The sequence below is a fragment of the Streptomyces sp. 2P-4 genome, from assembly GCF_030167965.1.
Classification (GTDB): domain Bacteria; phylum Actinomycetota; class Actinomycetes; order Streptomycetales; family Streptomycetaceae; genus Streptomyces; species Streptomyces globosus_A.
Genome location: NZ_CP095012.1, coordinates 438,551 through 461,385 on the forward strand (window position 1 = coordinate 438,551; position 22,835 = coordinate 461,385).

The following is a 22,835-nucleotide window of genomic DNA, read 5'->3' on the forward strand; positions in this document are numbered from 1 at the left end:
CAGCAGGCTGCCGCCGGCCGGCCGCAGCCTCTGCGGTGACCCGCCTCCCGCGGCGCCCCGTCCGGCCGAAACCCGATCTCACCCGGGCAGGCCGGTCATAGCCTCGTCCCATGACCACCACGCATGACACGACGTACGAGTTCCGCACCGCACGCCCCGAGGACACCGAGGCCATCGAGGCCCTCGACGGGTCCTTCACCACCGGCACCGTCTTCGAAGTGGCCGTCACCGGCGACGGGTTCGCCCTCCGCGAGGTCCCGGTGGACCCGCCGCTGGTCAAGGTGTTCCCCGAGGACGACGGCAGCGGCGAGGAGGACGGTGAGGAGGGCGGGGACGGCGACAGCCGCACGTTCGTGGCCGTCGGCGCCGGCGGCGACCTCGCAGGCTTCGCCGCCGTGTCCTACGCGCCCTGGAACCAGCGGCTGACCATCGAGGACATCGAGGTCGCCCCCGGCCACCGGGGTCGGGGCATCGGCCGTACGCTGATGCAGCACGCGGTGGACTTCGCCCGCGAACGCGGCGCCGGACACCTGTGGCTGGAAGTGACCAACGTCAACGCCCCCGCCATCCACGCCTACCGCAGCATGGGCTTCGCCTTCTGCGGCCTGGACACCGCCCTGTACCAGGGCACCGAGTCCGAGGGCGAGCACGCGCTCTACATGAGCATGCCCTGCCCCTGAGCCGCCAGCAGACGGCTGACGACGGGGCCGCCGCCGTCGCCCGGCGCGACCGTGGCGGTCAGGAGCCAGGCGGCGGCCCCCTCCGGCCCCGACGGAGGCGCGTACCACTCCACGCGCGCGTCCAGCAGCCGGTCACCGGCCCGGCGGCGTGCCGCGTACCACGCCCGGAACTCTTCCGTCCGCCACACCGCCAGCGGCACCGCCCGCTCGCCGCCCCCGCGTACGGCCCCCGTTCCCACCGCCCGCAGCGCGGCGCCGGCCGCACCCGCCAGGGTCCGCTCCACCGGCACGCCCAGCGCGTCGGCGAAGTGGAGCAGGTACTCCATGCGCTCGGCCTGCGGCGGCGCCCCGAGCACGGCGCGGCCGGAGCCGCACCACGCGCCCCACTTGATGTTCGACACCAGGCCCGGCAGCCGCCGCATGTCGCGCGGGATCCAGAACAGGACGACGTCGCAGCGGCGCATCGCGTCCTCCTCCCAGGCGATCTGGTCCGCGTACGCCGGGTAGGAGCCGCCGGGCGCCGGCTCGGGCAGGAAGACCGCCAGGCGCCCGGCGCAGGACCACAGGGACCGCAGGGCGGCGACGGCGTCCGGCCGCCACGACGGCTCGGCGGGGTCGGCGGGCGTCGGGCCGCACAGGTACACGGCCGCGGTCCACGACGGCGGCGGCTCCTCGCCGACGTGGACGACCGCGACCTCCGGGAGGGCGGGTGCGGCAGCCGGGTCGGGGAAGGACGCGGGGGACTCAGGGGACACGGGACACTCCGGGGTCGGTCGGGGCCACGGCGGCGAGGAAGTCGAACAGGAGGGAGTTGAAGGCCTCGGGGCGTTCCAGGAACCCGAGGTGGCCCGCGTCCGGCAGCTGCGCGTAGCGCGCGCCGGGGATCGCGGCGGCGACCTCCCGGCCCAGAGGAGCGGGCGCCAGCACGTCGTCGGCGAAGCCCACGACCAGGACGGGCACGGGAATCCGGCCGTAGGCGGCCAGCCGGTCGGTGACCGGCAGGGCCGGACCGCGGGCGGCTGCCGACACGCCCGACAGTGCCGCGACTTCGAACAAGTCGAGCCATTCCGCCGCGGCCCCCTCGTCGGCCAGAGTCCTGGGGGAGAGGTTCTGCACCAGGCGCACGAAGGCCTCGTACTCCGCGGGCAGCCGCGTTCCCGCCGCGGCGGTCGCGGCCTCGGCGCGCGCCAGCGCCTCGCCCACCGCGTCGGGCCGGCCGCGGGTCGCCGCGAGCAGGGCCCCGCTCGCCAGGTGCGGATCGGTCAGCAGCAGCTCCTGGACGGCGAACGCGCCGAGGGAGTGGCCCACCAGGGGGCAGGGCGGCAGGCCGAGCGCCGTCAGCAGCTCCCGCAGCCGGTCGGCCGGGTCCGCCGGACCTCCGGCCGCCGGCCCGTGGTCGAAGGTGACCACCCGGCGGCCCGCCGAGGTCAGCGCGGGCACCTGGTGGTGCTCCCAGATCCCCCCGGAACCGCCCGCTCCCGCGACCAGCACCACCGGGGGCGCCGCCTCCGAGGGAACGCCGCACACCGTCCCGGGCGGCGTGAGCGGCGGCTGGTGGAGGGTGTACGCCGTCCCGGCCGGCGTGCGCCCCGTCCTGCGCCCGGGGAGCCCGGGATGCCCGCGCCAGGGGGGCCCGGGGAGGTCCTGCCGCTCCTGCCGCCCGTGGTCGGGTCGGCGCTCCGGTGCGGCCCTCACCGCGCCATCCTCCGCAGCGCCGTCTCGGTCCACGCCGGGCGGCCGGTGTCCAGGCCGCGCAGCGCCACGTGGACCCACAGGAAGGAGGCCCGCGCGAGGATGTGCTCCCGCAGGCCGGCGCGCACCTCGCCGCCTGCCGACCGGTAGGCCGCCAGGAGGCGGTCGAGGACGGCGGTGCCCCCGGCGTACAGCATGTCCACGAAGTCCGCCGCGGGGTCGCCGACATCGGCGTTGGCCCAGTCCAGCAGGCCGGAGAGGGCCGGCGGGCCGGAAGGCGGGCGCACCACCAGGGTGTGGCCGGGGTGGACGTCGCCGTGGACGAGCGTCAGCCGGTCCGGCCACAGCCGCCCGTCGTCCAGCCAGGCCTGCCAGCGGCGCAGCCCGGCGGCGGGCAGGGGCAGTTCGGCGCGGGCTCGGGCGAGCCGGTCCGCGATGCGCGCGCGTACGGAGCCGGGATCCGCCTGGGCGCGGGCCGCCAGGACGGGGGAGCCCTCCGGCGGGGTGGTGTGCACGGCGACCAGGGCCCGGGCCAGGGGCTCCAGGTAGTGGGCGGGGTGGGCCAGCGGGTCTACGGACCAGCCGTAGACCAGGGTCTCGGGGTCCTCCGTGCCCGCCGGAGCCCCGGGCAGGCGCGGGTAGGCAACCAGGTCCGGGGTGTGCAGGCGCCAGTAGGGCACGGGCACGGGGATCCGGTCGCGAACGGCGGCCAGCACGGCCCCCTCGAAGGCCAGCCGGGCCGAGGCCTCGGGCCGGCGCGGCCGGCGCAGGATCCACCAGGTGCCGTCCGTCCCCCGGACGTGCACGACCCGGAAGTCCCAGCCGGACTCGTCGGCGCGGGCGGTCGCCGGGTCCAGGACCACGCCCAGCCGTCGCGAGGCGTACGCGGCAAGGCCCGCCAGGTCTGCCGCGTCTGCGAGTTCGGCCCCGGCTGCCCCGGCTGCCCCGGCCGCGCCCGCTGCCGCGGCCGCGCCCCGCCCGCCCGCCGTGGTCCGCCCCGCCGGCGCGCTCATCGGCCCGCCCCCGCCGCAGCCAGGTACCGGTCCCGTGTCGCGGTCCGGTCGACCTTGCCGGTGTGGGTGCGCTCCAGCTCCGCCACCGGTACGAGCAGGCTGGGCACCAGGTGCGGAGCCGTCGACTCCGCCAGCCTGGCGCGGATGCCGGCCGCCACCTCGGCGGGGTCGTGGCCGTCCAGCGGGACGAAGAAGGCCGCCAGGGTGCTGTGCTCCCCGCGGTCCACCCGCACGGCGGCGGCTTCCCGCACGCCCGCGCAACTGCCGACGAGGCCCTCCACCTCGACGAGGTCCACCCGGTGGCCGCGGATCTTGACCTGGTGGTCGGAGCGGCCGCGGAAGACCAGCGCCCCCGAGGGCGTCACCGTGACCAGGTCCCCGGTCCGGTACCAGCGGATGCCGTCCTCCTCGCGGAACCGGGCCGCCGTGGCCTCCGCGGCGGCGTGGTAGCCGAGGGCCAGGCCGGGCCCGGACACGTGCAGCTCGCCGTTGTCGTCGACGTGCTGGCCGACGTGCGGCAGGGGCAGCCCGATGGGCAGGTCGCCGCCGGTGCGGGGCAGTTCGGGCGCGCCCGGTCCGGCGAGCTGCACGGCGTGGGTCACCAGGGCGGTCTCGGTGGATCCGTAGGTGTTGAGCAGCCGCACCCCGCCGGCGCCGAGCCGGTGCCAGCGCTCCAGCATGTCGGCGCGCACCGCCTCGCCGCCGATGACCACCGTGCGCAGGGACGGCGGCAGGGCTGCGCCCTGGTGCAGCAGGTCGCCGGTCAGGGCGTGCCAGAAGCCGGTCGGCAGCACCGCGACCGTGACCTCCTGCTCCTCGGCGACCTGGGCGAAGCCCTCGCGGGCCGCGTCGTCGACGACCAGGGTGGCGCCCCCGGTCAGGGTCGGCAGGATCTCCTCCAGGCTGGTGTCGCCGCCCGCACCGTGGAAGTGCAGCACGGTGGCGTCCGGCCCGATGCCGTACAGGGTGCGCAGCGGCGGCACCACGGCGGCCAGTGCCCGGTACGGGACCACGACCCCCTTGGGCTCGCCGGTGGAGCCCGAGGTGAACAGGACGTACGCCGGATCCCCGGGCCGGACACCGCTGTCGGGGAGGACGGCGGCGCCGGCGGGCGCCGCTGCGGCCGGCGACCAGCGCGGGCGGACCACCCGGGCGAGCGGCGGCTGCCAGCCGGTGCCGGCGGTCGCCACGGCCTCCTCGACACCGAGCCGGGCCAGGACCGACTCCAGCCGGGCCGCGGGATGCGCGGCCTCCAGCGGCACATACGCGCGGCCCGCCGCCAGGACGCCCAGGAGGGCGGCCACGTCACGGACCGAGTGGTGGACGACCACGCCGACCGGCGGCTGGGGCGCGTCCGTGCGCGGCGCGACGGAGGAGGCCACCTCCAGCACCCAGGCGGCGAGCGTGCCGTAGCCGACGACGAGCCCGTTGTCGACGACGGCCGGCCGCGCCGGATCGGTGCGCGCCGTCTCGAAGAACGGCTCCAGGAAATGGATTCCGAAAATACCCGGGGGGTGCATTGTGAATGTCCTCGTCCTGATGGAATATGGGCGCGTGCGAATTGTTGTGGAACACGATCTGGAAATACCCCTGCGCGACGGCACCTTATTGAGGGCCGACCTGTACCGTCCCGACACCGCCGACCCGGTGCCGGTGCTGGTGCGCCGGACGCCGTACGGGAAATCGGGCAGCCCGGGCGGCGCCTCCGTCGACGGACTGCGCCTGGTCCGCGCCGGCTACGCCCTGCTGGTGCAGGACGTCCGCGGCCGGTTCGGCTCCGGCGGCGCCTTCGAGCCGTACTGGAACGAGGCGGCGGACGGGGCCGACACCGTCGCATGGGCGGTGCGGCAGCCGTGGTGCGACGGCACCGCGGGCATGTTCGGCCGCTCCTACGAGGGGATGGCCGCCCTCCTTGCCGCGGCCGAACGCCCGCCGGGCCTCCGCGCGATCGCCCCCCACGTGGCCGGATCGGGCTTCGACGAGGGCTGGACCCGCCAGGGCGGGGCCTTCCAGCTGGGCTTCGTCCTGTACTGGGTGCTCTACGACCTGCTGTTGGAGGGGGCCGGGCTGGAGGGGGCCGAGTGGCAGGAGGTGGCCCGGGCGATCGACCGGATCGACGACCTCTACCGGGACCCGGACGCCGCGTCGGACCTGCTGGACCGGCTGGCCCCGTACTACCGGCAGTGGCGCGAGCACCCGGGCGGCCACCCGTACTGGCGGCGCGCCGCCCCGCGCGAGTCGTACGCGGCGATCGACGTCCCGGTGCTCCACCTCACCGGCTGGTACGACATATTCGTCACCGGCACCCTGGAGAATTACCGGGGAATTCGGGAATGCGGAATGGCCTCGCAGCTGGTGGTCGGCCCGTGGTCCCACTGCGTCACCGACGGGATATTCCCGCAGCGCCGTTACGGGCTGGCCGCCGACGAACGCAGCATCGATGTCACCGGTCTGCACCTGGAGCATTTCGACCGGCATCTGCGCGGCCGGGCCGGCGCGGCGGTGCCGGAGCCGGTGCGGCTGTTCCTCACCGGCGCCGACGCGTGGCACACGTTCCCCGACTGGCCCGTCCCCGGCACCCGGGACCTCGTCCTGCACCTGGACGGCCGCCGCCTCACGGCCGGCGCTCCCCCGGCCGCCGGCGCCGACCTGCTCCGCCACGACCCCGCCGACCCGGTGCCCACCACGGGCGGCGCCACCGCCCAGCCCGGCCAGTACACCGGAGGCGACTGCGGTCCGCTGGACCAGCGCGAGGTCGAACGCCGCGCCGACGTCCTGTGCTTCACCGGCGAGGAGCTCGCCGAGCCGCTGACCGTCGTCGGCGACACCGTCCTGACGGTGTACGTCACCCCGGACGCGGCGGGCGCCGACGTGGCCGGCAAGCTCGTCGACGTCTACCCCGACGGCCGGGCCGAGCTGCTGTGCGACGGCGTGCGCCGCCTGGAGCCGGGGGCGGACACCGCGTCCGCCCCCGGCGAACCGGTCGAGGTCACCGTCGCGCTGGGCGCAGTCGGCCACGTGTTCCGCGCGGGCCACCGGATCCGCCTGGAGGTCGCGGCGAGCAACACGCCGCGCTTCGACGTCCACCCGCGGGTCCCCGCCCGCCACACCGTCCACCACGGCGGCGACCACCCCTCACGCCTGCTGCTGCCGCGCCTGTCCGGCGGCTGACGGGCCGGCCGGGCCGGCGGCGTCCGCGTGGAAGACCGACAGGTCGGCCACCTTCTCGATCCGCCGGCCCGCCTCCCAGTGCGCCCGCCGCAGCCGGCGCAGCTGGGGGCCGGTCAGCCTGGTGCTGTGCTGGGGGATCGACCGGACCATCCGCGCCCGCTTGGCGGAGGCGGGGTAGCGGTCGCGCACCCGGTAGGGGTCGTTGAGCAGGTGGTGCGCGGTGCCCACGTGGAAGGCCGCCTTCAGCAGCGCGTAGTACGCCGCCGCGCCCGCGCCCTTGTCGCGCGCGCAGTGCACGAGCGTCCTCGACGCCTCGAACAGCCGCCACACCACCGGCACCGCCGGAGTGGTGAACACGCCGGTCTCCTGGGCGATGCCCTCGCCGACGCCGTAGCGGAAGTAGCTGCGCATGTTGGCGAAGCCGTGCTGGGCGTCGTGGAAGATCCGCGCCTCCGGCAGGTACACCACGGGGATGCCCGCCAGCTGGAGCCGGAAGTCGAACTCCCGGTCCTCGCACCAGTGGATCAGCTCGTCGAAGTGGTAGCCGCCGATGTGGTCGACGATCGCGCGGTTGTAGATCAGCGGCGGGGACAGGGCACTGACGTAGTCGCCCTCGTCGAACTCCCGCACCCGCGCGGTCAGCCGGCTGAGCAGCCCCTCCGACTCGCCGTACACCACCTGGCCCTTGACCACGGGCGCGGTGAGCACCGCGCGGACCATGGCACGGACCACGCCGGGGGCGAAGGTGCAGTCGGAGTCCATCAGCAGCAGGTACTGGCGGTCCGTGGCGGCGGCCCCCGCGTTGTAGGCGGCGCCCAGGTTGCCGACGTCCTCGATCTCGGTGACGGTCAGCGGGCGGGGGTGCTCGGCGATCAGCTTCAGGACCGCGTCGCTGGGCCCGTTGAGCGCCAGGACGATCTCGACGTCCTCGTCGATCGAGGCGATGCAGTCGGCGATGCGCAGGTCGTCGCGCAGGGCGATGACCACGCTGGTCCGGGCGATGCCCTTGTCGACCGCCGCCTCGTCCACCGGGTCGGTGGCCATGTCGTTCTCCCTCGGCAGGCTCGTGTGCGTACGGTGGGCCCGGGCCCCGGGCCCGGTCACGGCGTCCCCGCCTTGAAGCGCAGCGGCAGGGCGCGCAGGGTGCGTTCGGCGACCGCCTCGGCCTCCTCCGGCCGTTCGGCGTGGGCGATCACCCCGGCCAGGACGTCGGCTCCCCCGCGGTAGGGCGGCACCACGGTGCCCGGCGACAGGTCAAGGCCCCAGAACACGTCGTACACGCCGGTCCGGCGGGCGACGTCCCGCGGGTCGCCGACCCACTCGACCACCCCGCCGTCCGCCGGCAGGAACCGCTGCACCACGGCGCGGCTGTGCCGGGGCCGGAGTTCCGCCAGGTCCAGCGGCCGGCCCAGCGCGAGGCGGACCACGTTGGGCAGCGGGTCCACGCCGGTCGCCAGCCGCATCACCTCGGTGGCGATACGGGCTCCCGTCAGCCGGCAGGTGATCTCCAGGAGGACCACCCGGCCGTCGTGCGTGCGCAGGATGTCGGTGTTGACCACCGCCGGGTCCAGGCGCAGGGCCGCGGCCCCGCGCCGTACGGTGTCGACGACCTCCGCGATCTGCTCGGCGGTCAGCCGGCTGGGCAGGGTGTCCCCGCCCTCGAAGAAGTGCGGGGCGAACTCCTCCTTGCGCCCGTACTCCCGGTCGGCGAACCCGAACGGGTGCAGCTCGCCGTCGACCATGAAGGCCGCCAGCGTGTGCTCGGTGCCCTCCAGGAACTCCTCGACCACGATCCGCCCGCCGGGACTCAGCCGCAGCGCCTCCTCCGCGAGCGGGCGGACCTGATCGGCCGTCTCCGCCTTCAGCACACCCAGCGAGCCGGTCTGGTCGCTGGGCTTGATGACCGCGGGCAGCCCGATGTCCGCCACGGCCCGCACCGCCTCGCCGACGCTCTCGGCGGTGGCGAACCGCGGCAGGTCGAGCCCGGCGGCGCGCAGGATCCGCAGCCGCCGGTCCTTCAGCGTGCAGTCCAGGGCCGTCTCCAGCGGCAGCCCCGGGCAGCCGAAGCGCCGTGCGAGGGTGCTGATCACCGGCGGGTTGTCCGCGCCCAGGGAGAACACCCCGTCGATCCGGTCGATGCCGGCCGCCGACAGCTGCGCGAGCACCGCCACGGCGTCGTTCGGATCGACGGCGAGCAGCACGTCCGCGGCGGCGCGGGCCCGGTCCGTCGGACGGTCGGTGGCCACCACCAGCTCCCACCGGGGCGAGCGCAGCTCCGTCAGGGAGCGGTCCATCCCGGAGCCCAGCCCGCAGACCAGGAGGCGGTCAGTCACGGCCGCCCCCCTCCATGCCGGCGGCGGGCACGCCGCCCAGCGAGATCACCTGGAACACCTCCGCGTGCCCAGAGCCGGACGACACCGCACCGCGGTAGCGGGCCAGGCCGCGGATGCCCTCGTCCCACGCGGCGTGCCGCAGCTGGGAGGCGTACGCGCGCATCGCCTCGACCTTCGTCTCGATCTGCCCGTCGATGTCCTCCGCGTACTGGAAGCGGGCCATCGGCGCCCACACCTCGTAGCCGAGCACCAGGCGGGGCGCCGGCATGGGGCGGCCGCCCGTCTCCTGGAAGAACTCCGACTGCGCCATCCACAGCGCCTCGACAGCCAGCTGGTGCACCATGCGGTGCTCGACGTCGTCGTCGTTGTCGTGCGGCAGGTACACCACCTGCGGCCGCACCTCCCGCAGGATCCGGACGAGGTCCAGGTGGACCCGGCGGGAGAGGGCGAAGTCCCGGGAGGGCTCCTCCAGGCGGATGCAGCGGTGCACGCCCAGGGCCTTGGCGGCGGCCTCCGTCTCGGCGGCGAACTCGGCGTCGGATACCGCGTCGTCCAGGGCGCTGCGCTCGCGGCCGATGACGATGACCACCGTCACCCGGGCGCCGTCGCGGACGTGCTTGGCGATGGACCCGCCGCAGCCGATGACGTCGTCGTCGGGGTGCGGTGCGACCACCAGGACGTCGCTCACCCCGGTCATGCGCCGGCCTCCGGGGCTTCCCCGGCCCAGCGCGCCCACTGACCGGTCAGCTCCACGGCCTCGGCGAACGGGGTGCGCGCCGTGAAGCCGAGGACCCGGCGGGCCTTGCCCGCGTCGGCGCGGGCCGTCGAGCGGTACAGCTCCAGCTCCCAGTCCGCCACCGGCTCACCCGCCGGGACCGCCGAGGGCCCGCCCAGGCCCCGCAGGGCGCGGACCGCGTCGAAGAAGGCGCCCCAGCGCAGCTCCTCGGCGTCGGCGACGAGGAACCGCTCGCCGGCGGCCGCCGCGCTGTCCACGGCCAGCAGCACGGCCTCGGCCAGGTCGTCGACGTACACGGCGTTGCACACGCCCCCGCCGCCCTCCGCGGGAAGCTGCGCGAAGTCGGACTCGGCACGCCGCAGTTGGGCGGTGGTCCACTGGCCGCCCCACGGGCCGTGGACGACGCCCGGCTGGATCACCACCGTCTCCAGCCCGTCGCCGTGCGCCTCCGTGACCAACTGCTCGGCGGCGAGCTTCTGCTGCTCGTACTCGCGGTCGGCCGGGTCGGCGCCCCGGGCGGGGGATTCCTCGGTCAGGTCGCCCGCGACGGCGGGGTCGTAGACGTCGATCGTGCTCAGGTGCACCACGCGGCGCACCCCGGCGGCGCGCGCCGCGGCCAGCACGTTCGCCGTGCCCTCCACGGAGGCGGCCCATCGGCCGGCCTCGTCGCCGGAGCTGCCGAACGCGCAGTGGACCACGGTGTCGCAGCCCTCGAACGCCGCCCGCAGCGTGCCGGCCTCCAGCAGGTCGGCCTGGCAGAACTCCAGCCGGTCCTGCGGCAGGACCGACAGCCGCGCGGCCCGGCCGAAGCCGCGGACCACCGGCCGGACCCGGGCCCCGGTGCCGAGGACCAGCCGCTCGACCAGCCTGCCGCCGATGAACCCGCTCGCGCCCGTCACCGCCACCGTGCGGCCGGCGAGCGACGGACCCCCGGCGGCCCCGTCGCTGCCGCGGGTGGTCCACGGCTGGGCGGAGGCCGTGCGGGCCGGGCCGCCGTAGCACTCCTGGATCAGCTTCACGACGCGTACGCCGTCCTCGGCGCCCGAGTGCGCCGGGGCGGCGCCGCGCACGGCGGCGGCGAAGTTGGCCAGCTGCTCCGTGAAGAGCAGCTCCCACTCGTCCTGGGCCGGGGCGACGGCGTCCACGTCGCCGCGGTGCAGCTCCACCCCGTCCGCGGTGACCAGGGTGCACTCCCCGGCCGGGAAGTCGGTGCCGATGGTGGCGGTCGCCCGGGTGCCGGTGACCGTGCAGCTGATCCCGAGGTCGCGCAGCCGGCTGAAGTCGCACCGCACGTCGGTGGCGCCGAAGCGCAGGTCGGCGCGGGCGTCGGTCTCCACCCCGCCGAGGGAGTTGTCCTCGTAGCGGACCACCTCGACGTCGGGGCCGAGCCACCACAGCAGCGTGTCGAAGACGTGCGAGGCGGTGTCGGTGAGCACGCCGCCGCCGGCGAGCCGCCGGTCGAACATCGACCAGGAGACCGGCTCGTGGGCGTACGGGTGGCCCTCCGACCAGTCGACCCGCACCACCTCGCCGAGCTCGCCGCTGTCGATGAGCCGCTTGACCCAGGCGTAGGCGGGGAAGAGCCGCCGCGGATGGGCCATGGCGAGCACCGGCGCGCCCTCGGCGGCGGCGGTCGCGGCCAGCGCCTCGGCGTCCTCGACCGAGGTGGTCATCGGCTTCTCCAGCAGGACGTGCTTGCCGGCCGCCAGCAGCTCCCGCACGATCGGCGCGTGCAGGGTGTGCGGGGCGACGACCACGGCGGCGTCGAACGCGTCGGCAGCCTCCGCCGGATCGGCGGCGAGCACCACCCGGTCGGCGTCGGTGCCGCCCAGCTCCCGGTAGAGGGCCAGGGCGGCCTCGGCCTGGCGCGGGTCGCGGTCGACGAGCGCGGTCAGCTGGACGTCCCCCTTGAGCGGGGGCAGGGCGGGCAGGTGGCAGCCGCGGGCGGCGGCGCCGCACCCGACGATCGCGAGGCGTACGGGAGGCATGTGTGCTCCAGGGGTCGTGTGAGAAAGGGGAGGGGCGGGGGCGGGGCGGGCATACGGCCGCGCCCCGGTCACGGCGCGGGCGGTCCGGCGGGGTGGTGGACCCACACGTTGGGCTCGGCATACGTGCCGTGGCCGTCCGCGGTGACACGCAGCGGCACCAGGCCGCCGGGCAGCAGGTGGTCCCCGGGGCCGGGCAGCGGATGGCCGAGGAACTCTTCCCAGCGGGCCACGGGCTGGCGGATCACCAGGGACCGCTCTGCCGTGCCCAGCAGGACGGCGCCGAGTTCGAGGTGGGTGCGCAGCCACGGGTCGAAGCAGCGCCCGTCCGGCCGGACCCAGGCGGCGTACTCGCCGATCGGGACCAGCGGGTAGCGGTGCTTGCGGGTGGGCCGGACCGGGATGACCACCCCGCGGGGCGCGTCCTGTGCGGCCCGCCGCCGGACCTCGGCCAGCAGCCGCTCGGCGTGGCCCGCCGCCCGGTGGCCGGGGTGCACGGACACCGACAGCATGCACACGGTGTCCGGACGGTCCGGCGGGCCGTGGTCGACGGCCTCCACCAGGACCTCGTCGCTGCCGGACGGCAGCGACGAGGTGCTGCCGTCCCAGCGGACCGGCAGCCCGTTGGCCGCCGCGACCAGGTTGCCGTCGCCGTCCACCAGGCACAGCTGGTGGGCGGGGTAGCGCTCGTACATGCCGTGCCAGCGCCAGTTCCCGGGGGACTCCCAGCCCATGAACGCGGGCATGTTGGCGGCGATCAGGTCGTCCACCGCGGGCAGCAGCCACGGATCCCGGGACAGGTCGGTGAGGGTCGGGGACACCGGCGCGTCAGCCCAGCAGCCGGGTCCGGGCCGTGGCCCGCATCTCGCGGGAGCGCCGCAGGTCGGACGTCACGCACACCCGCTTCAGCCAGCGGTCGGTGCCGTCGTAGCGGGCCTGGAAGGGCAGCCGGCCGTGCACCGCGCGGTGGTTGTCGATGAACAGCACGTCGCCCTGGTCCGCGACGACCTCCCGCATCCCGGCGTCCACCACCTTGAACAGCGCCTCGTAGGCCCGGCGCGCCTCCGTGTCGTCCTCCGGCACGGAGGTGAAGTACGGGTCGAGGCGCATGTACGGGTCCACGCGCGAGCCGTAGAGGAGCGGGCCGAGCGGCCGCTCGTCGATCATCCGCTGGATGGTGGCGAACCGGGCCGCCTCCTCCTCGGACGCGATCGTGTTGTTCTTCGGCAGGTGCGACTCGTCGGGGGCGATGTAGTAGCGCGGCTCGAAGAGGATGTCGATGTCCTCGGCGGACAGCGACGACAGGTCCAGCTCGCCCACCGTCGTGGGCACGTTGTCGGGATTGCGCAGCGCGCCGAGGATCAGGTAGTCGCTGCGGTAGGGGTGGAAGGCGTCCTCCGTGTGCCAGGTCAGCAGCTCCTTGCTGCCCATCCCGAGCTGGTCGTTCTCGTGCTGGCGGATCGGGAAGATGTCGTGCACGAGGTGGCCGTCCTGCTGCGTGGCCCAGCCGAAGGGCTCCCCGAGCAGCGCCGAGTACAGCATGAGCAGCAGCTCCTCGGGGAACTCCGGGCCGGGCCGGCCGCGGCCGCGCCAGTGGTCGGGAGTGGGGCCGATGCGCTGCTGGTCGAAGTCGTGCCCGCGGATCACGGTGTGGCCGTGCCGGTCGGCCAGCTTGAACTCGCGCAGGAAGTCCTGCACGCCCTCGGGCAGCCGGGCCGCGAGCCGCGGCAGTTCGTGCAGCAGGACGGGGTCGCCGAAGGACGGGTACGAGGCGGCCAGTTCGAGGCTGAGCTCCGCGATGGCGGAGGCCTCGTCGGCCGTCAGGGTGTAGCCGGGCGTGGACGGGTCGGTGAGGTTCGACATGCCAACTCTCGCTGAGTGGTCGGGGATGGTTGCTGCCCGCGTACGGCCGGAGCCGGCACGGCGGGCCCTCGGGTGGTGCGGTGGTGCGGTGTCGGACGGGGTGGTCAGCGCCGGGAGGCCCGGCGCTCGGCGAGCGCTCCGGCGAGCAGCCGGGGCGTCGGCGAGGCGAAGAGGGCGCTCGCCCGCAGTCCGGCGGCGGCCGGGTCCGACTCGCGCAGCCGCGCCAGCAGGCGCATGGCGAGCAGCGACTGGCCGCCGTGGTCGAAGAAGTTGTCGTCGGGGCCGAGCGCGGGAGCGCCCAGGACCTCGCGGAAGAGGGCGAGTACGGACTCCAGGGGCTCCAGGGGCTCCAGGGGCTCCAGGGGATCCCGCGAGGTGTCCGCGGCCCGGTCCGGGACCGGCCCCCCGGCCGGAGGGCCGGCCTGGGCCGCCGCCGCCCAGGCGGACAGCAGGCGCTTGTCCACCTTGCCGTGCGGGTTCTTCGGCAGGACCGCCACCCGGTGGAGCACGCGCGGGACCGCCCAGTCCGGCAGCTGCGCCTCCAGCGGCGCCACGAGCGCGTCCCGGTCGCCGCCCGTCAGCCGTACGGCCTCGCCGGGCAGCGGCGCGGCCGCCGGGTCCGCCGGCACGGTGAAGGCCCACAGGGCGGTTCCGGACGCCGGGTCGGGGAAGACCACCGCCTGGTCCACCCCGGGCAGCTCGCACAGGGCGCGCTCCACCCGGGCCGGCTCCAGCCGGTGCCCGCGGATCTTGACCTGGTCGTCGACCCGGCCGAGGAAGACCAGCTGCCCGTCGGCGTCGATCCGCCCCAGGTCGCCCGTGGCGTACAGCCGGGCGCCGGGCTCGGCGGCGTACGGGTCGGCGACGAAGCGGCGGGCCGTGGCGGCCTCGTCGTCGAGGAAGCCGCGGGCCAGCAGCGGGCCGCCGATGTGGATCTCCCCGGTCTCGCCGTCCGGCACCGGGCGGCCGCCCTGCCGGATGCTGATCTCCACGTCCCGCAGGGGCGTGCCCAGCGGCACCTCCTCGGCGTCGGACGGCAGCAGCCCGGTGTAGAAGGTGGAGCTGACGGTGCATTCGGTCAGCCCGTAGACATGGGCGAGGGCGGCCGGCTGCCGTGCCTGCCACGCGCGGTAGGGATGCGGGTCCATCCGCTCGCCGCCCACCACCACCGTGCGCAGCCCCGCCGGGGTGGTCGTGCCGCGTGCGGCGAGCCAGCGGGCGTACTCCAGCCAGTACTGGGTGGACAGCTCGACCACGGTGGTCCGGGTCCGGTCCAGGGCGGCGTGCAGCTCCTCGGCGTCCAGGGCGCGGGTGTCCTTGCGGCACACCACGGCCGCACCGGCGGCGAACGCCGGGAACACCTCCTCGATCAGCACGTCGAAGCCCAGCGACGCCACCTGGAGCCAGCGGTCGTGCGGCGTCAGCGCGAGCCGCTCGGCGACCGCCGAGGCGAACCGGCGCAGGGCGTCCCGCTCGACCACCGTGCCCTTGGGCCGGCCGGTCGACCCGGAGGTGAACAGCACGTACGCCACGTCGGACCCGGCGGCCGCCCGTACCGGCCGCGCCGCGTCCAACGCCGCCGCTGCCGCTGTGCCGCCGCCGGTGTCCGGACCGGCCGACGCGTACGCCCCCTCGGGTGCGTGCGCTCCGTCGCCCAGCCACACCGCGGCCGCCGTGCGGTCCACCAGTGCCGCGCGGGCCGCGGGCGGCAGCCGGTCGTCGAGTACGGTGAACCCCGCCCCGGCCTTGAGCGCCGCCAGCATGCCGAGCACGGTACGGGCGGGGTCGCCGAAGGCCAGGCCCACCAGCTTCCCCGGCCCGGCCCCGCGCGCCGCGAGTCCGGCCGCCCAGCCGTCGGTGAGCCGGTCCGCGTCCTGGTAGGACAGCTCCCGGTGCGGGGTCACGAGCGCGGGCCGGGCGGCGTGGTCGCGCACCGAGCGGTCCCACAGGTCGAGCACGTCGGGTGCGGCCGCGCCGGGTCCGGCCGCACCGGGTGCGGCCACGGCGGTCACCTGCCGCCCCCGCGGGAGCGCAGGAACTCCGACAGCCCGGCGAGCCCGGCCCGGAAGCCCTCCCGGGGGCCGCCGAAGCCGAGCCGGGCGCCGTGCGGCGCGCCGAAGGCCGTACCGGGCACGAGCAGGGTGCGGTGGCGGGCGAGCAGTTCCAGGCAGAACCGCTCCACCGCCTCCGGGCCCGCCGCCGCCCGCTCCAGCTCGCGGAAGACCGGCAGTGCGCACACACCGCCCTCCGGCGGGGTCCAGCGGACCAGGTCCTCGTGCCCGGCCATCCACTGCGTCAGGTATGCGAGGTTGCTCCGGGCCTCGGCCGCCCGCGTGCCGATCAGCTCGTCGGCGTGCCGCATGGCCCGCTCCGCGACCAGCTCGACCAGCGGCGAGAGGAACAGCGTGGTCCGGTCGCGCAGCGGGAAGGTGGCCGTGATCAGCTCCTTCGGCGCTACGGCCCAGCCCACCCGGAGGCCCGGCAGTCCGAAGGTCTTGGAGAAGGTGCCGTAGGACACCGTGTCGCCGCCGTCGGCCCCCGGGTCGGCGAGCACCTCCCAGCGGTGGGCGATCTCGGCGGTGGCGGCGTCCCACACCAGCACGGCGCCGGCCTGCGCGGTCTGCTCCCGCAGGGCCTTCAGACCCTGCGGGGACAGCGTGGCGCCGGTCGGGTTGTGCGGGAAGTTGACGATCACGGCCGCGGTGCCGGGCGTGACCAGGTCGGCCAGCACGTCGGGGTCGATCTCCCCGTCCTGCACGGCCCGGGCGGGCAGTTCGGCCACCTCGCAGCCGGCCGCCCGGGGGTAGTGGCCCAGCGAGTGGTAGATGCCCTGCTGGACGACGACCCGGTCTCCCGGGTGCAGCAGGGTGCCCAGCGTCAGCGCGATGGCCTCGCTGGAGCCGTGGGTGACCAGCACCCGGTCGGCGTCGCCGCCGGCGTAGCGGTCGGCGATGGCCTGGCGGATGCCGGCACCGCCCTGGGAGACGCTGTCGTCCATGACGATCCGGTCGAGGTCCGCGGCCGGGATCCGGCAGACGTCGCGTATCTCGGCGAAGGTGTACGGGTGAACCCCGCTGGAGCTGATGTCGTGGATGTCGGGGCCGAGGTGCCTGCGGTACCACTCCTCCAGTACCGGAGGGTCTTCACGCCGCGGACGGAGACTGCTCATGGCTGTGCAACTGTCCCTTCTCTACCCCTGACGGGTTTCCCGCCACCACCGCTGCCCGGAGAGCGGGAGCGTGTCGATGGGGTCGTAGTAGTGGTACGAACCGCTGTGGGCGTCCGGATCCGCCGCCTCCAGCGGGGTGAGATAGCTCTTGCTCCAGTGCGACACCCCGAGGTCGCGGTCGTAGGAGTCGGCTTGGTCCACCCACCGCTTGCCGGCCATCGGCACGTCGCACACGATGCGCGGGGTGGCGAACCCCGGGAGGTAGCCCATGATCTGGCGCTGGATCGCCTGCGCCCGGTGCAGCGGCACCCGCCAGTGCTCGGCGTTCGGGATCATGTCGCACATGTAGAAGTAGTACGGAGTGATGCCGGCGTGGTCGGCGAGCGCGAAGCACAGGTCGAGCAGGTCGTGCGCGCTGTCGTTGACCCCGCGCATCAGCACGCCCTGGTTGCGGACGTCGTGCAGACCGGCGCCCAGCAGCGCCCAGGCCGCCTGCGCCACCCCGGGCGTCACCTGCTGGGCCGCGTTGGCGTGGGTGTGCAGAGCGATCCGCACGCCGCGCGAGCGCGCCTTGCGGGCGATGCGCTCCACCCCGTCGAGCACGGGGCCGGAGCTCCAGTGCTGGGGCAGTCCGATCAGGCCCTTGCTGGCGAGGCGGATGTCGCGGATCGAGTCGATGTCCAACAGGCCGTCCACGAAGCGTTCCAGCCGCGGCCAGGGCAGGTTGGCCAGGTCGCCGCCGGAGACCACCACGTCCCGGATGCCGGGTGAGGAGCGCAGGTGCTCCAGGATCCGCTCGGCCCGGTCGACGGGCTTGAGCTGGAGCCTGTTCTTGGTGACCTGGGGTGTGGAGTTGCCCACCAGGTCCATCCGGGTGCAGTGCCCGCAGTACTGGGGGCAGGTCGAGAGCAGTTCCGCCAGCACCTTGGTGGGGTAGCGGTGGGTGAGCCCCTCGACCACCCACATGTCCTGTTCGTGCAGCGAGTCCCTGCTGGCCATCGGGTGCGAGGGCCAGTACGGGTGCCGGTCGGAGAACACCGGCAGCATGTAGCGGCGCACCGGGTCGTCGTAGAACGCCTTGGTCAGTTCGCCGGGGCGGGCTGCGGCCGCCTCCGGGGCCATGGTGTTGAGCATCTGGGGCGGCAGCAGCACCGACATGGTCGCGCGGTGCTTCCGGTCCTGCTCCCAGTCCTCGTAGAACTCCTCGTCGAGCAGGTCGCCGACGACGGCGCGCATTCCTTTCGCGTCCTTGACGCAGTGGGCGCGCTGCCACTGCGGGTCCGCCCACTGGGCTTCGGTGACATCCCGCCATCCGGGGAAGCGGCGCCAGTCCGGTTCCACGAGCGGGGTGCTCCGGTACGTGTAGACGCCTTCGATTGCCGCTGTTTCCGTCTGGCTGCGTGCTGTGTCCACCAACCCGCCACCCATTCCCGTCGCTTTCGGCCGTATCGCCTGACGGCAACTGATCTTGCAGAGCCCCGGGGTTGTACACGAGGGCCGGTTGTACGGGGCGCAAGGGATGTTCGGCCCTGTACAACAGGCCGCCGAAGGCGGATGGTTGTACGGGGCACCGGACAGCGTCGCCTCCATGCGGCGCAACGCCGCGTGCCGGGAAGCGGAACCCGCGGGGAACGCGTCCGGACGCCCGGCCCGGCGGGCCGGTTAGGTCAGCCTTATTCGGACGATCCGGCCGTCTGATGGCCGGATTTCTCGGCTGCCGATTGATCGATATGTCAGTGGCATGTACCAATGTCCGACAGGTCCCGGTGCGGAGGTCCCCCTGTGTCATGGGGGCCTCGCAACCGGTCGTCACGCCCGTGCGTCCGCCGGCCATCCGGTTGTACGGCGAGACGAGAACCCGCGCTTCGCTCACACCATCCATCACCAGGGGAGAAGCATGCCCAGGCCAGAGCGGTTGTTGGACCCCATGGCAGGACCACTGGAGGAGTTCGCCCACGAACTGCGCGGTCTGCGCAGGCAGGCGGGGAACCCCTCGTACCGGACGATGGCGAAGCACGCCCACTACTCGGTGGCCACCCTCGCCGAGGCGGCCCGCGGACTGCACAAGCCGTCCTTGAAGGTGACGCTCGCCTACGTGGCGGCGTGCGGCGGAGATCCGGAGCCCTGGATCCGCCGCTGGAACCGCCTCAGCAGCGAACTCGCGGAACGCGAAGGGCCCTCCCGCGGCCGGTCGGGATCCGCCTCCGCCGGCCTGGCGCCCGCCCGGCCGGACGCCCGCCGCGGCCCCCTGCACGGCGAACCGGCCGCCGCTGCCCGGACAGCCCCCGCGGCCCGGGTTGCCGCTCCCCGGACCGCCTCCGCCTCCCTCCAGGCGGCGGTCCTCCGGCAGCCCGCGCCGCCCTCGGCCGGGCCCCGCTCCGCCGGTTCCCGCAAGGCCGGAGCCACCCGCCCCGCCGCCCCGGCCGGCGCCGCCGCGCGCCGCCCCGCCGCGGACGCGCTGACCGCCGGCGAACGGGCGGAACTGCGCCGGCTGCGCAGCGAGGTCGAGGAACTGCGGCACGCCAACGCGGTGCTGAAGGAGGCGTCCGCGATCTTCGCCGCGGATCTCCGCACAAAGTCCCAGGTCGTGTACAACCCGGCGGACCGACAAGATCCGTTGCCGTGACCGGACGCCGAGCGCCCCGACGGGCCCGAGGCGGAACCGGAGGATCCCGACCGACCTTTGGGGACTGACCATGCGTGTGCTCGGAGTCAACGGCTGGCCCGGTGCCAGCCACGACGGTGCCGCCTGCCTCGTCGTGGACGGCGACGTCATCGCCCTGGCCGAGGAGGAACGCTTCACCCGCCACAAGCACGCCTACGGGGAAGCACCCCTCAACGCCGCGGCCTACTGCCTCGCCGAGGGCGGTCTCACCCTGGACGACATCGACGTGGTCGCCCACGGGTGGGACCTGCCCGCCCTCTTCGCCGACCGGGGCCTGGACTGGTTCGACAGCGACGCCGAGGCCCTCGAACACCTGCTGCCGAAGAAGCTGTTCCCGCGCAGCAGCGACCCCCGGCTCACCTTCGTCGGCCACCACACCGCCCACGCGGCCAGCGCCTACCTCCTCTCCGGCCGCGACCGCGGCGCGATCCTCGTCCTCGACGGACAGGGCGAGAACGAGAGCACCACCCTCGCCGTCGGCATCGACGGCGAGATCAAGACACTGCGCGCGCACACCCCCGGCTGGTCGCTGGGCTACTTCTACGCCGCCGTCTGCGCGTACGCCGGCCTCGGCGCCGACAACGCCGGCAAGATGATGGGCCTGGCCTCCTACGGCACCCCCGGCGACCTCACCTTCGGCGGCGCCTTCGCCTTCACCGACGAGGACTTCACCATCGGCGTGGTCCCGCCCGACCTGCGCTCCACGGGCAGCACCGACGAGGAGACGGCCACCATCCGGCACTGGCTGGAACACCTGGAGAAGGCCCTCCCGGACGCCCCCAACCGCAGCACGCGCCGCTTCGACCCCGCCACCGGCCGCTTCGCCAAGGCCACCGCCCGGGACCCCTTCGAGTACCGCGACGTCGCCGCCACGGCCCAGGCCGCCCTGGAGCGGGCCGTCATGGGCCTGGTCCGGGGCCTGCTCCGGGAGACCGGCGAGACCACGCTGATGATCGCCGGCGGGGTCGGGTTCAACGCCACCCTCAACGGCAAGATCATGCGGATGCCGGAGGTCCGGGACCTCTTCGTCCAGCCCCTGGCCGGCGACCAGGGCGTCTCGCTCGGCGCCGCGGTCTGGGCCGCCGCCCAGGAGGGCGACCGGATCAAGCCCATGAACGGCTCCGTCGCCTGGGGCCCGCAGTGGTCCCCGGACCGGATCCGGCACGTGCTCGACGCCTCCGGCACCGCCTACACCGAGCCCTCGGACATCGCCGCAGCCACCGCCGGGGTGCTGGCCGCCGGCGGGGTCTCCGGCTGGTTCCAGGGCCGGGCGGAGGGCGGCCCCCGCGCCCTGGGCCACCGCAGCCTCGTCGCCGTACCCGACCCCGAGTCCACCCGCGACCGCGTCAACGTCCGGATCAAGGACCGCGAGGCGTGGCGCCCGTTCGCCCCGAGCATGCAGGAGGAGGCCGCCGAAGCCCTCATCGGCACCGCCACCCCGCTGCCGTACATGATCGTCACCACCCCGGTGACCGAGGCCGGGGCCGCGGCCATGCCGGCCGTCGTCCACAGCGACCGCACCACCCGCCCCCAGACCGTCTCCGCCGCGGTCGACCCGCTCTACCACCGCCTCATCGGCGAGGTCGGCCGCCACACCGGCACCGCGGTCATCATGAACACCTCCTTCAACGGCCGTGACGAACCGGTCGTGTGCAGCCCCGCCGACGCGCTCGCCACCTTCCACCGGCTGCCCCTGGACGCCCTCGCCCTCGGCCCGTTCCTCGTCCGCCGCCCCGCCGGATCCCTGCGGGAGGCCGGCGCGTGACCACCCCCGTACGGCCGGCGGACCCCGAAGCCGCCCCCGCCCCCGCCCCCGCCCCGCACCCGCGACCGCCGGCCGGCCCGGACGGCGCGGCCGGCCCGGACGCCCCGACCGCGGCGCACGTGTACGACCGCCTCGCCGACTGGCTCGCCGAAGCGGTCCTCACCCCCGACGCCGACCTCACCGCCCCCCTGCGCGACCTCGGCGTGGACTCCCTCGACCTGATCCGCACCGCCCGCCGCATCGAAGCCGGCTTCGGCGTACAGGTACAGCTGCGCGAACTGTCCGCCCCCGACCTGACCGCCGCCCGCCTCGCCGAGCTCGTCGCCGACCGGGCCGCCCGGCGCGGCAGCGCCGAGGCCACCCCGCCCGGCACCGCCCAGGGCCCTGTCGTCCTCACCCCCGCCCAGGAACAGGCCTGGGAGGAGCAGACGGGCGAACGCGGCCACTGGAACCAGGCCCTGCTGTTCACCACCCGGGCGGGCATCGACCCGGAGCTGTTCGCCGAGGCCGTCCGCCGGCTCGTCGCCGGCCACGCCTCGCTGCGCCTGGCCGTCGAGGACCGCCCCGCCCGCCGGCCCCGGCAGACCGCCGCCGCCCTGGCCACCGACGGCCCGCCGGAGGCGGCCCTCGGCCCGGTGCTCGACACCGTCGACGTCAGCGAAGTCGCCGACGCGGACCTGTCGGCCGCGATCACCCTGCGGTGCGCGGTGGAACAGCGCTCCCTCGACCCCGCAGCCGGCCGCACGGCCCGTTTCGTCCGCTTCGACGCCGGCCCCTCCCGCCCCGGCCGGCTGCTGATCACCATCCACCAGATGGCCGTCGACATGGTCTCCTGGTCCGTGCTCCTCGCCGACCTGGAGGAGGTGTACACGGCGCTGGAGGCGGGCCGGCACGACGTGTGGCCGACCGAGGGCACCTCCTACCCCGAGTGGGCCCGGGCCCTCGCCGCCCACGCCCGCACCCCCGAGGCGGAGGAGCAGGCCGAGTGGTGGACGGAGGTGGCCCGCACCCCCGCAACCCTGCCGCCGGACCACCCGGTCGCCGACCCGCGGGCGGCCAACACCGCCGCCACCGCCGCCACCCACCGCGAGGAGTTCCCCGAGGAGCTCACCGCCCGCCTCCGCGCGGCGGCCCGCACCCACCGGGCCCACCCCGGCGACCTCGTCCTGCACGCCCTCGGCGAGGTGCTCGCCGAACGGCTCGGCGAGCCGGCGGTCCGCCTGGACGTCCTGCGCCACGGCCGGGAGGAGAGCGTGGGGGACACCCGCCTGTCCCGCACCACCGGCTGGTTCACCACCACCGTCCCGGTCCGCCTGGACCTCGCCCCCGGCACCCCCGCCGAACGCCTGGCCCGGACCGTCGGCCACCTCGCTGCACTCCCCGGCGGCGGCGTCGGCCACGGCGCGCTCGCCCGGCACGGCCGGCCGCGGATCGCCGCCGCCCTGCGCGCCGCCCCGCCCAGCGACGTCTCCTTCGACTTCGAGGGCGACGACGCCGACACCCTGCCGCTGGGCACCCTCCTGCCGGACGCGGCCCCGGAACCGGTCGGCGACATCACCTCCGGGCACTGGACGCGCCCGCACCCGATCGAGGTGATCGCCACCACCGAGGACGACACCCTGCGCGTCGAGTGGTGGTACTCCACCGCCCTGCACGAGGAGGCGACCGTACGCGCGCTGGCCACCCGCCACCGCGCCGCCCTCACCGCCCTCCTCGACGCCCTGGCCGGCCCCGGCGCGCCCGGGGCCCCCACCCGCTGAACC

Annotated in this window: 18 protein-coding genes; 5 read left to right on the top strand and 13 right to left on the bottom strand. The window is 75.3% G+C overall.

The window, feature by feature from the left end:
• Positions 1-110: 110 nt before the first annotated feature.
• Entirely contained in the window at positions 111-680 is a 570-nt protein-coding gene (locus MUK52_RS32560) for a GNAT family N-acetyltransferase (protein ID WP_114059400.1), read from the top strand.
• On the opposite strand, the gene MUK52_RS32565 is transcribed toward MUK52_RS32560, so the two are convergent.
• Genes MUK52_RS32565 through MUK52_RS32580 form a run of 4 tightly spaced genes read right to left on the bottom strand, consistent with a single transcriptional unit; the run spans position 656 to position 4,905 of the window.
• Positions 656-1,435, bottom strand: coding sequence for a nucleoside 2-deoxyribosyltransferase domain-containing protein (locus MUK52_RS32565; RefSeq protein ID WP_114059401.1), 780 nt, complete (start codon positions 1,433-1,435; stop codon positions 656-658). The two genes, MUK52_RS32560 and MUK52_RS32565, sit on opposite strands and share 25 nt — an antisense overlap.
• Positions 1,425-2,375, bottom strand: a complete 951-nt coding sequence (locus MUK52_RS32570; protein WP_350206558.1) for an alpha/beta fold hydrolase — start codon at positions 2,373-2,375, stop codon at positions 1,425-1,427. Before MUK52_RS32570 ends, MUK52_RS32565 begins: the two co-directional genes overlap by 11 nt.
• Complete coding sequence (locus MUK52_RS32575) at positions 2,372-3,385, bottom strand: macrolide 2'-phosphotransferase (protein ID WP_284581985.1); 1,014 nt, start codon at positions 3,383-3,385, stop codon at positions 2,372-2,374. The genes MUK52_RS32570 and MUK52_RS32575 overlap by 4 nt, the downstream gene beginning before the upstream one ends.
• Positions 3,382-4,905: an AMP-binding protein gene (locus MUK52_RS32580; protein WP_284581986.1), complete on the bottom strand. Its 1,524-nt coding sequence runs from the start codon at positions 4,903-4,905 to the stop codon at positions 3,382-3,384. The genes MUK52_RS32575 and MUK52_RS32580 overlap by 4 nt, the downstream gene beginning before the upstream one ends.
• Positions 4,906-4,939: 34 nt before the next feature.
• Between MUK52_RS32580 and MUK52_RS32585 the strand changes: the two genes are divergently transcribed.
• On the top strand, positions 4,940-6,556 hold the full coding sequence (locus tag MUK52_RS32585) for a CocE/NonD family hydrolase (RefSeq protein WP_284581987.1): 1,617 nt from the start codon (positions 4,940-4,942) through the stop codon (positions 6,554-6,556).
• Here MUK52_RS32585 and MUK52_RS32590 read toward each other — a convergent pair.
• From MUK52_RS32590 to MUK52_RS32630, 9 genes are all read right to left on the bottom strand, one after another.
• Positions 6,521-7,600: a glycosyltransferase family 2 protein gene (locus MUK52_RS32590; protein ID WP_284581988.1), complete on the bottom strand. Its 1,080-nt coding sequence runs from the start codon at positions 7,598-7,600 to the stop codon at positions 6,521-6,523. The genes MUK52_RS32585 and MUK52_RS32590 overlap by 36 nt on opposite strands.
• A gap of 56 nt (positions 7,601-7,656) precedes the next feature.
• Positions 7,657-8,889, bottom strand: a complete 1,233-nt coding sequence (locus MUK52_RS32595) for an ATP-grasp domain-containing protein (protein ID WP_114059505.1) — start codon at positions 8,887-8,889, stop codon at positions 7,657-7,659.
• The gene (locus MUK52_RS32600) at positions 8,882-9,586 is read right to left on the bottom strand and encodes a PIG-L deacetylase family protein (RefSeq protein WP_284581989.1); all 705 of its coding nucleotides are present in this window, start codon (positions 9,584-9,586) and stop codon (positions 8,882-8,884) included. The genes MUK52_RS32595 and MUK52_RS32600 overlap by 8 nt, the downstream gene beginning before the upstream one ends.
• On the bottom strand, positions 9,583-11,613 hold the full coding sequence (locus tag MUK52_RS32605; RefSeq protein ID WP_284581990.1) for an NAD-dependent epimerase/dehydratase family protein: 2,031 nt from the start codon (positions 11,611-11,613) through the stop codon (positions 9,583-9,585). The genes MUK52_RS32600 and MUK52_RS32605 overlap by 4 nt, the downstream gene beginning before the upstream one ends.
• A gap of 68 nt (positions 11,614-11,681) precedes the next feature.
• Positions 11,682-12,431, bottom strand: coding sequence for a GNAT family protein (locus tag MUK52_RS32610; protein ID WP_114059407.1), 750 nt, complete (start codon positions 12,429-12,431; stop codon positions 11,682-11,684).
• Positions 12,432-12,438: 7 nt separating this feature from the next.
• A complete protein-coding gene (gene vioC / locus MUK52_RS32615; protein ID WP_114059408.1) occupies positions 12,439-13,473 on the bottom strand; it encodes an arginine beta-hydroxylase, Fe(II)/alpha-ketoglutarate-dependent in 1,035 nt (344 codons plus the stop codon).
• Between the two features lie 104 nt (positions 13,474-13,577).
• Positions 13,578-15,476: an amino acid adenylation domain-containing protein gene (locus MUK52_RS32620; protein WP_284581991.1), complete on the bottom strand. Its 1,899-nt coding sequence runs from the start codon at positions 15,474-15,476 to the stop codon at positions 13,578-13,580.
• 5 nt (positions 15,477-15,481) lie between these two features.
• Positions 15,482-16,642, bottom strand: a complete 1,161-nt coding sequence (gene vioD, locus MUK52_RS32625; protein WP_114059409.1) for a capreomycidine synthase — start codon at positions 16,640-16,642, stop codon at positions 15,482-15,484.
• A gap of 21 nt (positions 16,643-16,663) precedes the next feature.
• Positions 16,664-18,070, bottom strand: coding sequence for a KamA family radical SAM protein (locus MUK52_RS32630; RefSeq protein ID WP_428985505.1), 1,407 nt, complete (start codon positions 18,068-18,070; stop codon positions 16,664-16,666).
• Positions 18,071-18,569: 499 nt separating this feature from the next.
• On the opposite strand from MUK52_RS32630, the gene MUK52_RS32635 reads away from it, so the two are divergent.
• The 3 genes from MUK52_RS32635 (at position 18,570) to MUK52_RS32645 (ending at position 22,832) form a co-directional block, all read left to right on the top strand.
• Positions 18,570-19,268 carry an XRE family transcriptional regulator gene (locus MUK52_RS32635; protein WP_246043026.1) on the top strand — a complete coding sequence of 233 codons (699 nt, stop codon included), beginning with the start codon at positions 18,570-18,572 and terminating at the stop codon, positions 19,266-19,268.
• 70 nt (positions 19,269-19,338) lie between these two features.
• Positions 19,339-21,072, top strand: coding sequence for a carbamoyltransferase family protein (locus MUK52_RS32640; protein WP_114059412.1), 1,734 nt, complete (start codon positions 19,339-19,341; stop codon positions 21,070-21,072).
• The gene (locus tag MUK52_RS32645; RefSeq protein WP_284581992.1) at positions 21,069-22,832 is read left to right on the top strand and encodes a condensation domain-containing protein; all 1,764 of its coding nucleotides are present in this window, start codon (positions 21,069-21,071) and stop codon (positions 22,830-22,832) included. The genes MUK52_RS32640 and MUK52_RS32645 overlap by 4 nt, the downstream gene beginning before the upstream one ends.
• Positions 22,833-22,835: the final 3 nt, after the last annotated feature.

Bases quoted from the DNA above. Each gene is read 5' to 3' on its own strand.
- MUK52_RS32560 (WP_114059400.1), top strand. From the start codon at position 111: ATGACCACCACGCATGACACGACGTACGAGTTCCGCACCGCACGCCCC.
- MUK52_RS32575 (WP_284581985.1), bottom strand. From the start codon at position 3,385: ATGAGCGCGCCGGCGGGGCGGACCACGGCGGGCGGGCGGGGCGCGGCC.
- MUK52_RS32580 (WP_284581986.1), bottom strand. From the start codon at position 4,905: ATGCACCCCCCGGGTATTTTCGGAATCCATTTCCTGGAGCCGTTCTTC.
- MUK52_RS32590 (WP_284581988.1), bottom strand. From the start codon at position 7,600: ATGGCCACCGACCCGGTGGACGAGGCGGCGGTCGACAAGGGCATCGCC.
- MUK52_RS32600 (WP_284581989.1), bottom strand. From the start codon at position 9,586: ATGACCGGGGTGAGCGACGTCCTGGTGGTCGCACCGCACCCCGACGAC.
- MUK52_RS32605 (WP_284581990.1), bottom strand. From the start codon at position 11,613: ATGCCTCCCGTACGCCTCGCGATCGTCGGGTGCGGCGCCGCCGCCCGC.
- vioC (WP_114059408.1), bottom strand. From the start codon at position 13,473: ATGTCGAACCTCACCGACCCGTCCACGCCCGGCTACACCCTGACGGCC.
- vioD (WP_114059409.1), bottom strand. From the start codon at position 16,642: ATGAGCAGTCTCCGTCCGCGGCGTGAAGACCCTCCGGTACTGGAGGAG.
- MUK52_RS32630 (WP_428985505.1), bottom strand. From the start codon at position 18,070: ATGGGTGGCGGGTTGGTGGACACAGCACGCAGCCAGACGGAAACAGCG.
- MUK52_RS32635 (WP_246043026.1), top strand. From the start codon at position 18,570: ATGGCAGGACCACTGGAGGAGTTCGCCCACGAACTGCGCGGTCTGCGC.
- MUK52_RS32640 (WP_114059412.1), top strand. From the start codon at position 19,339: ATGCGTGTGCTCGGAGTCAACGGCTGGCCCGGTGCCAGCCACGACGGT.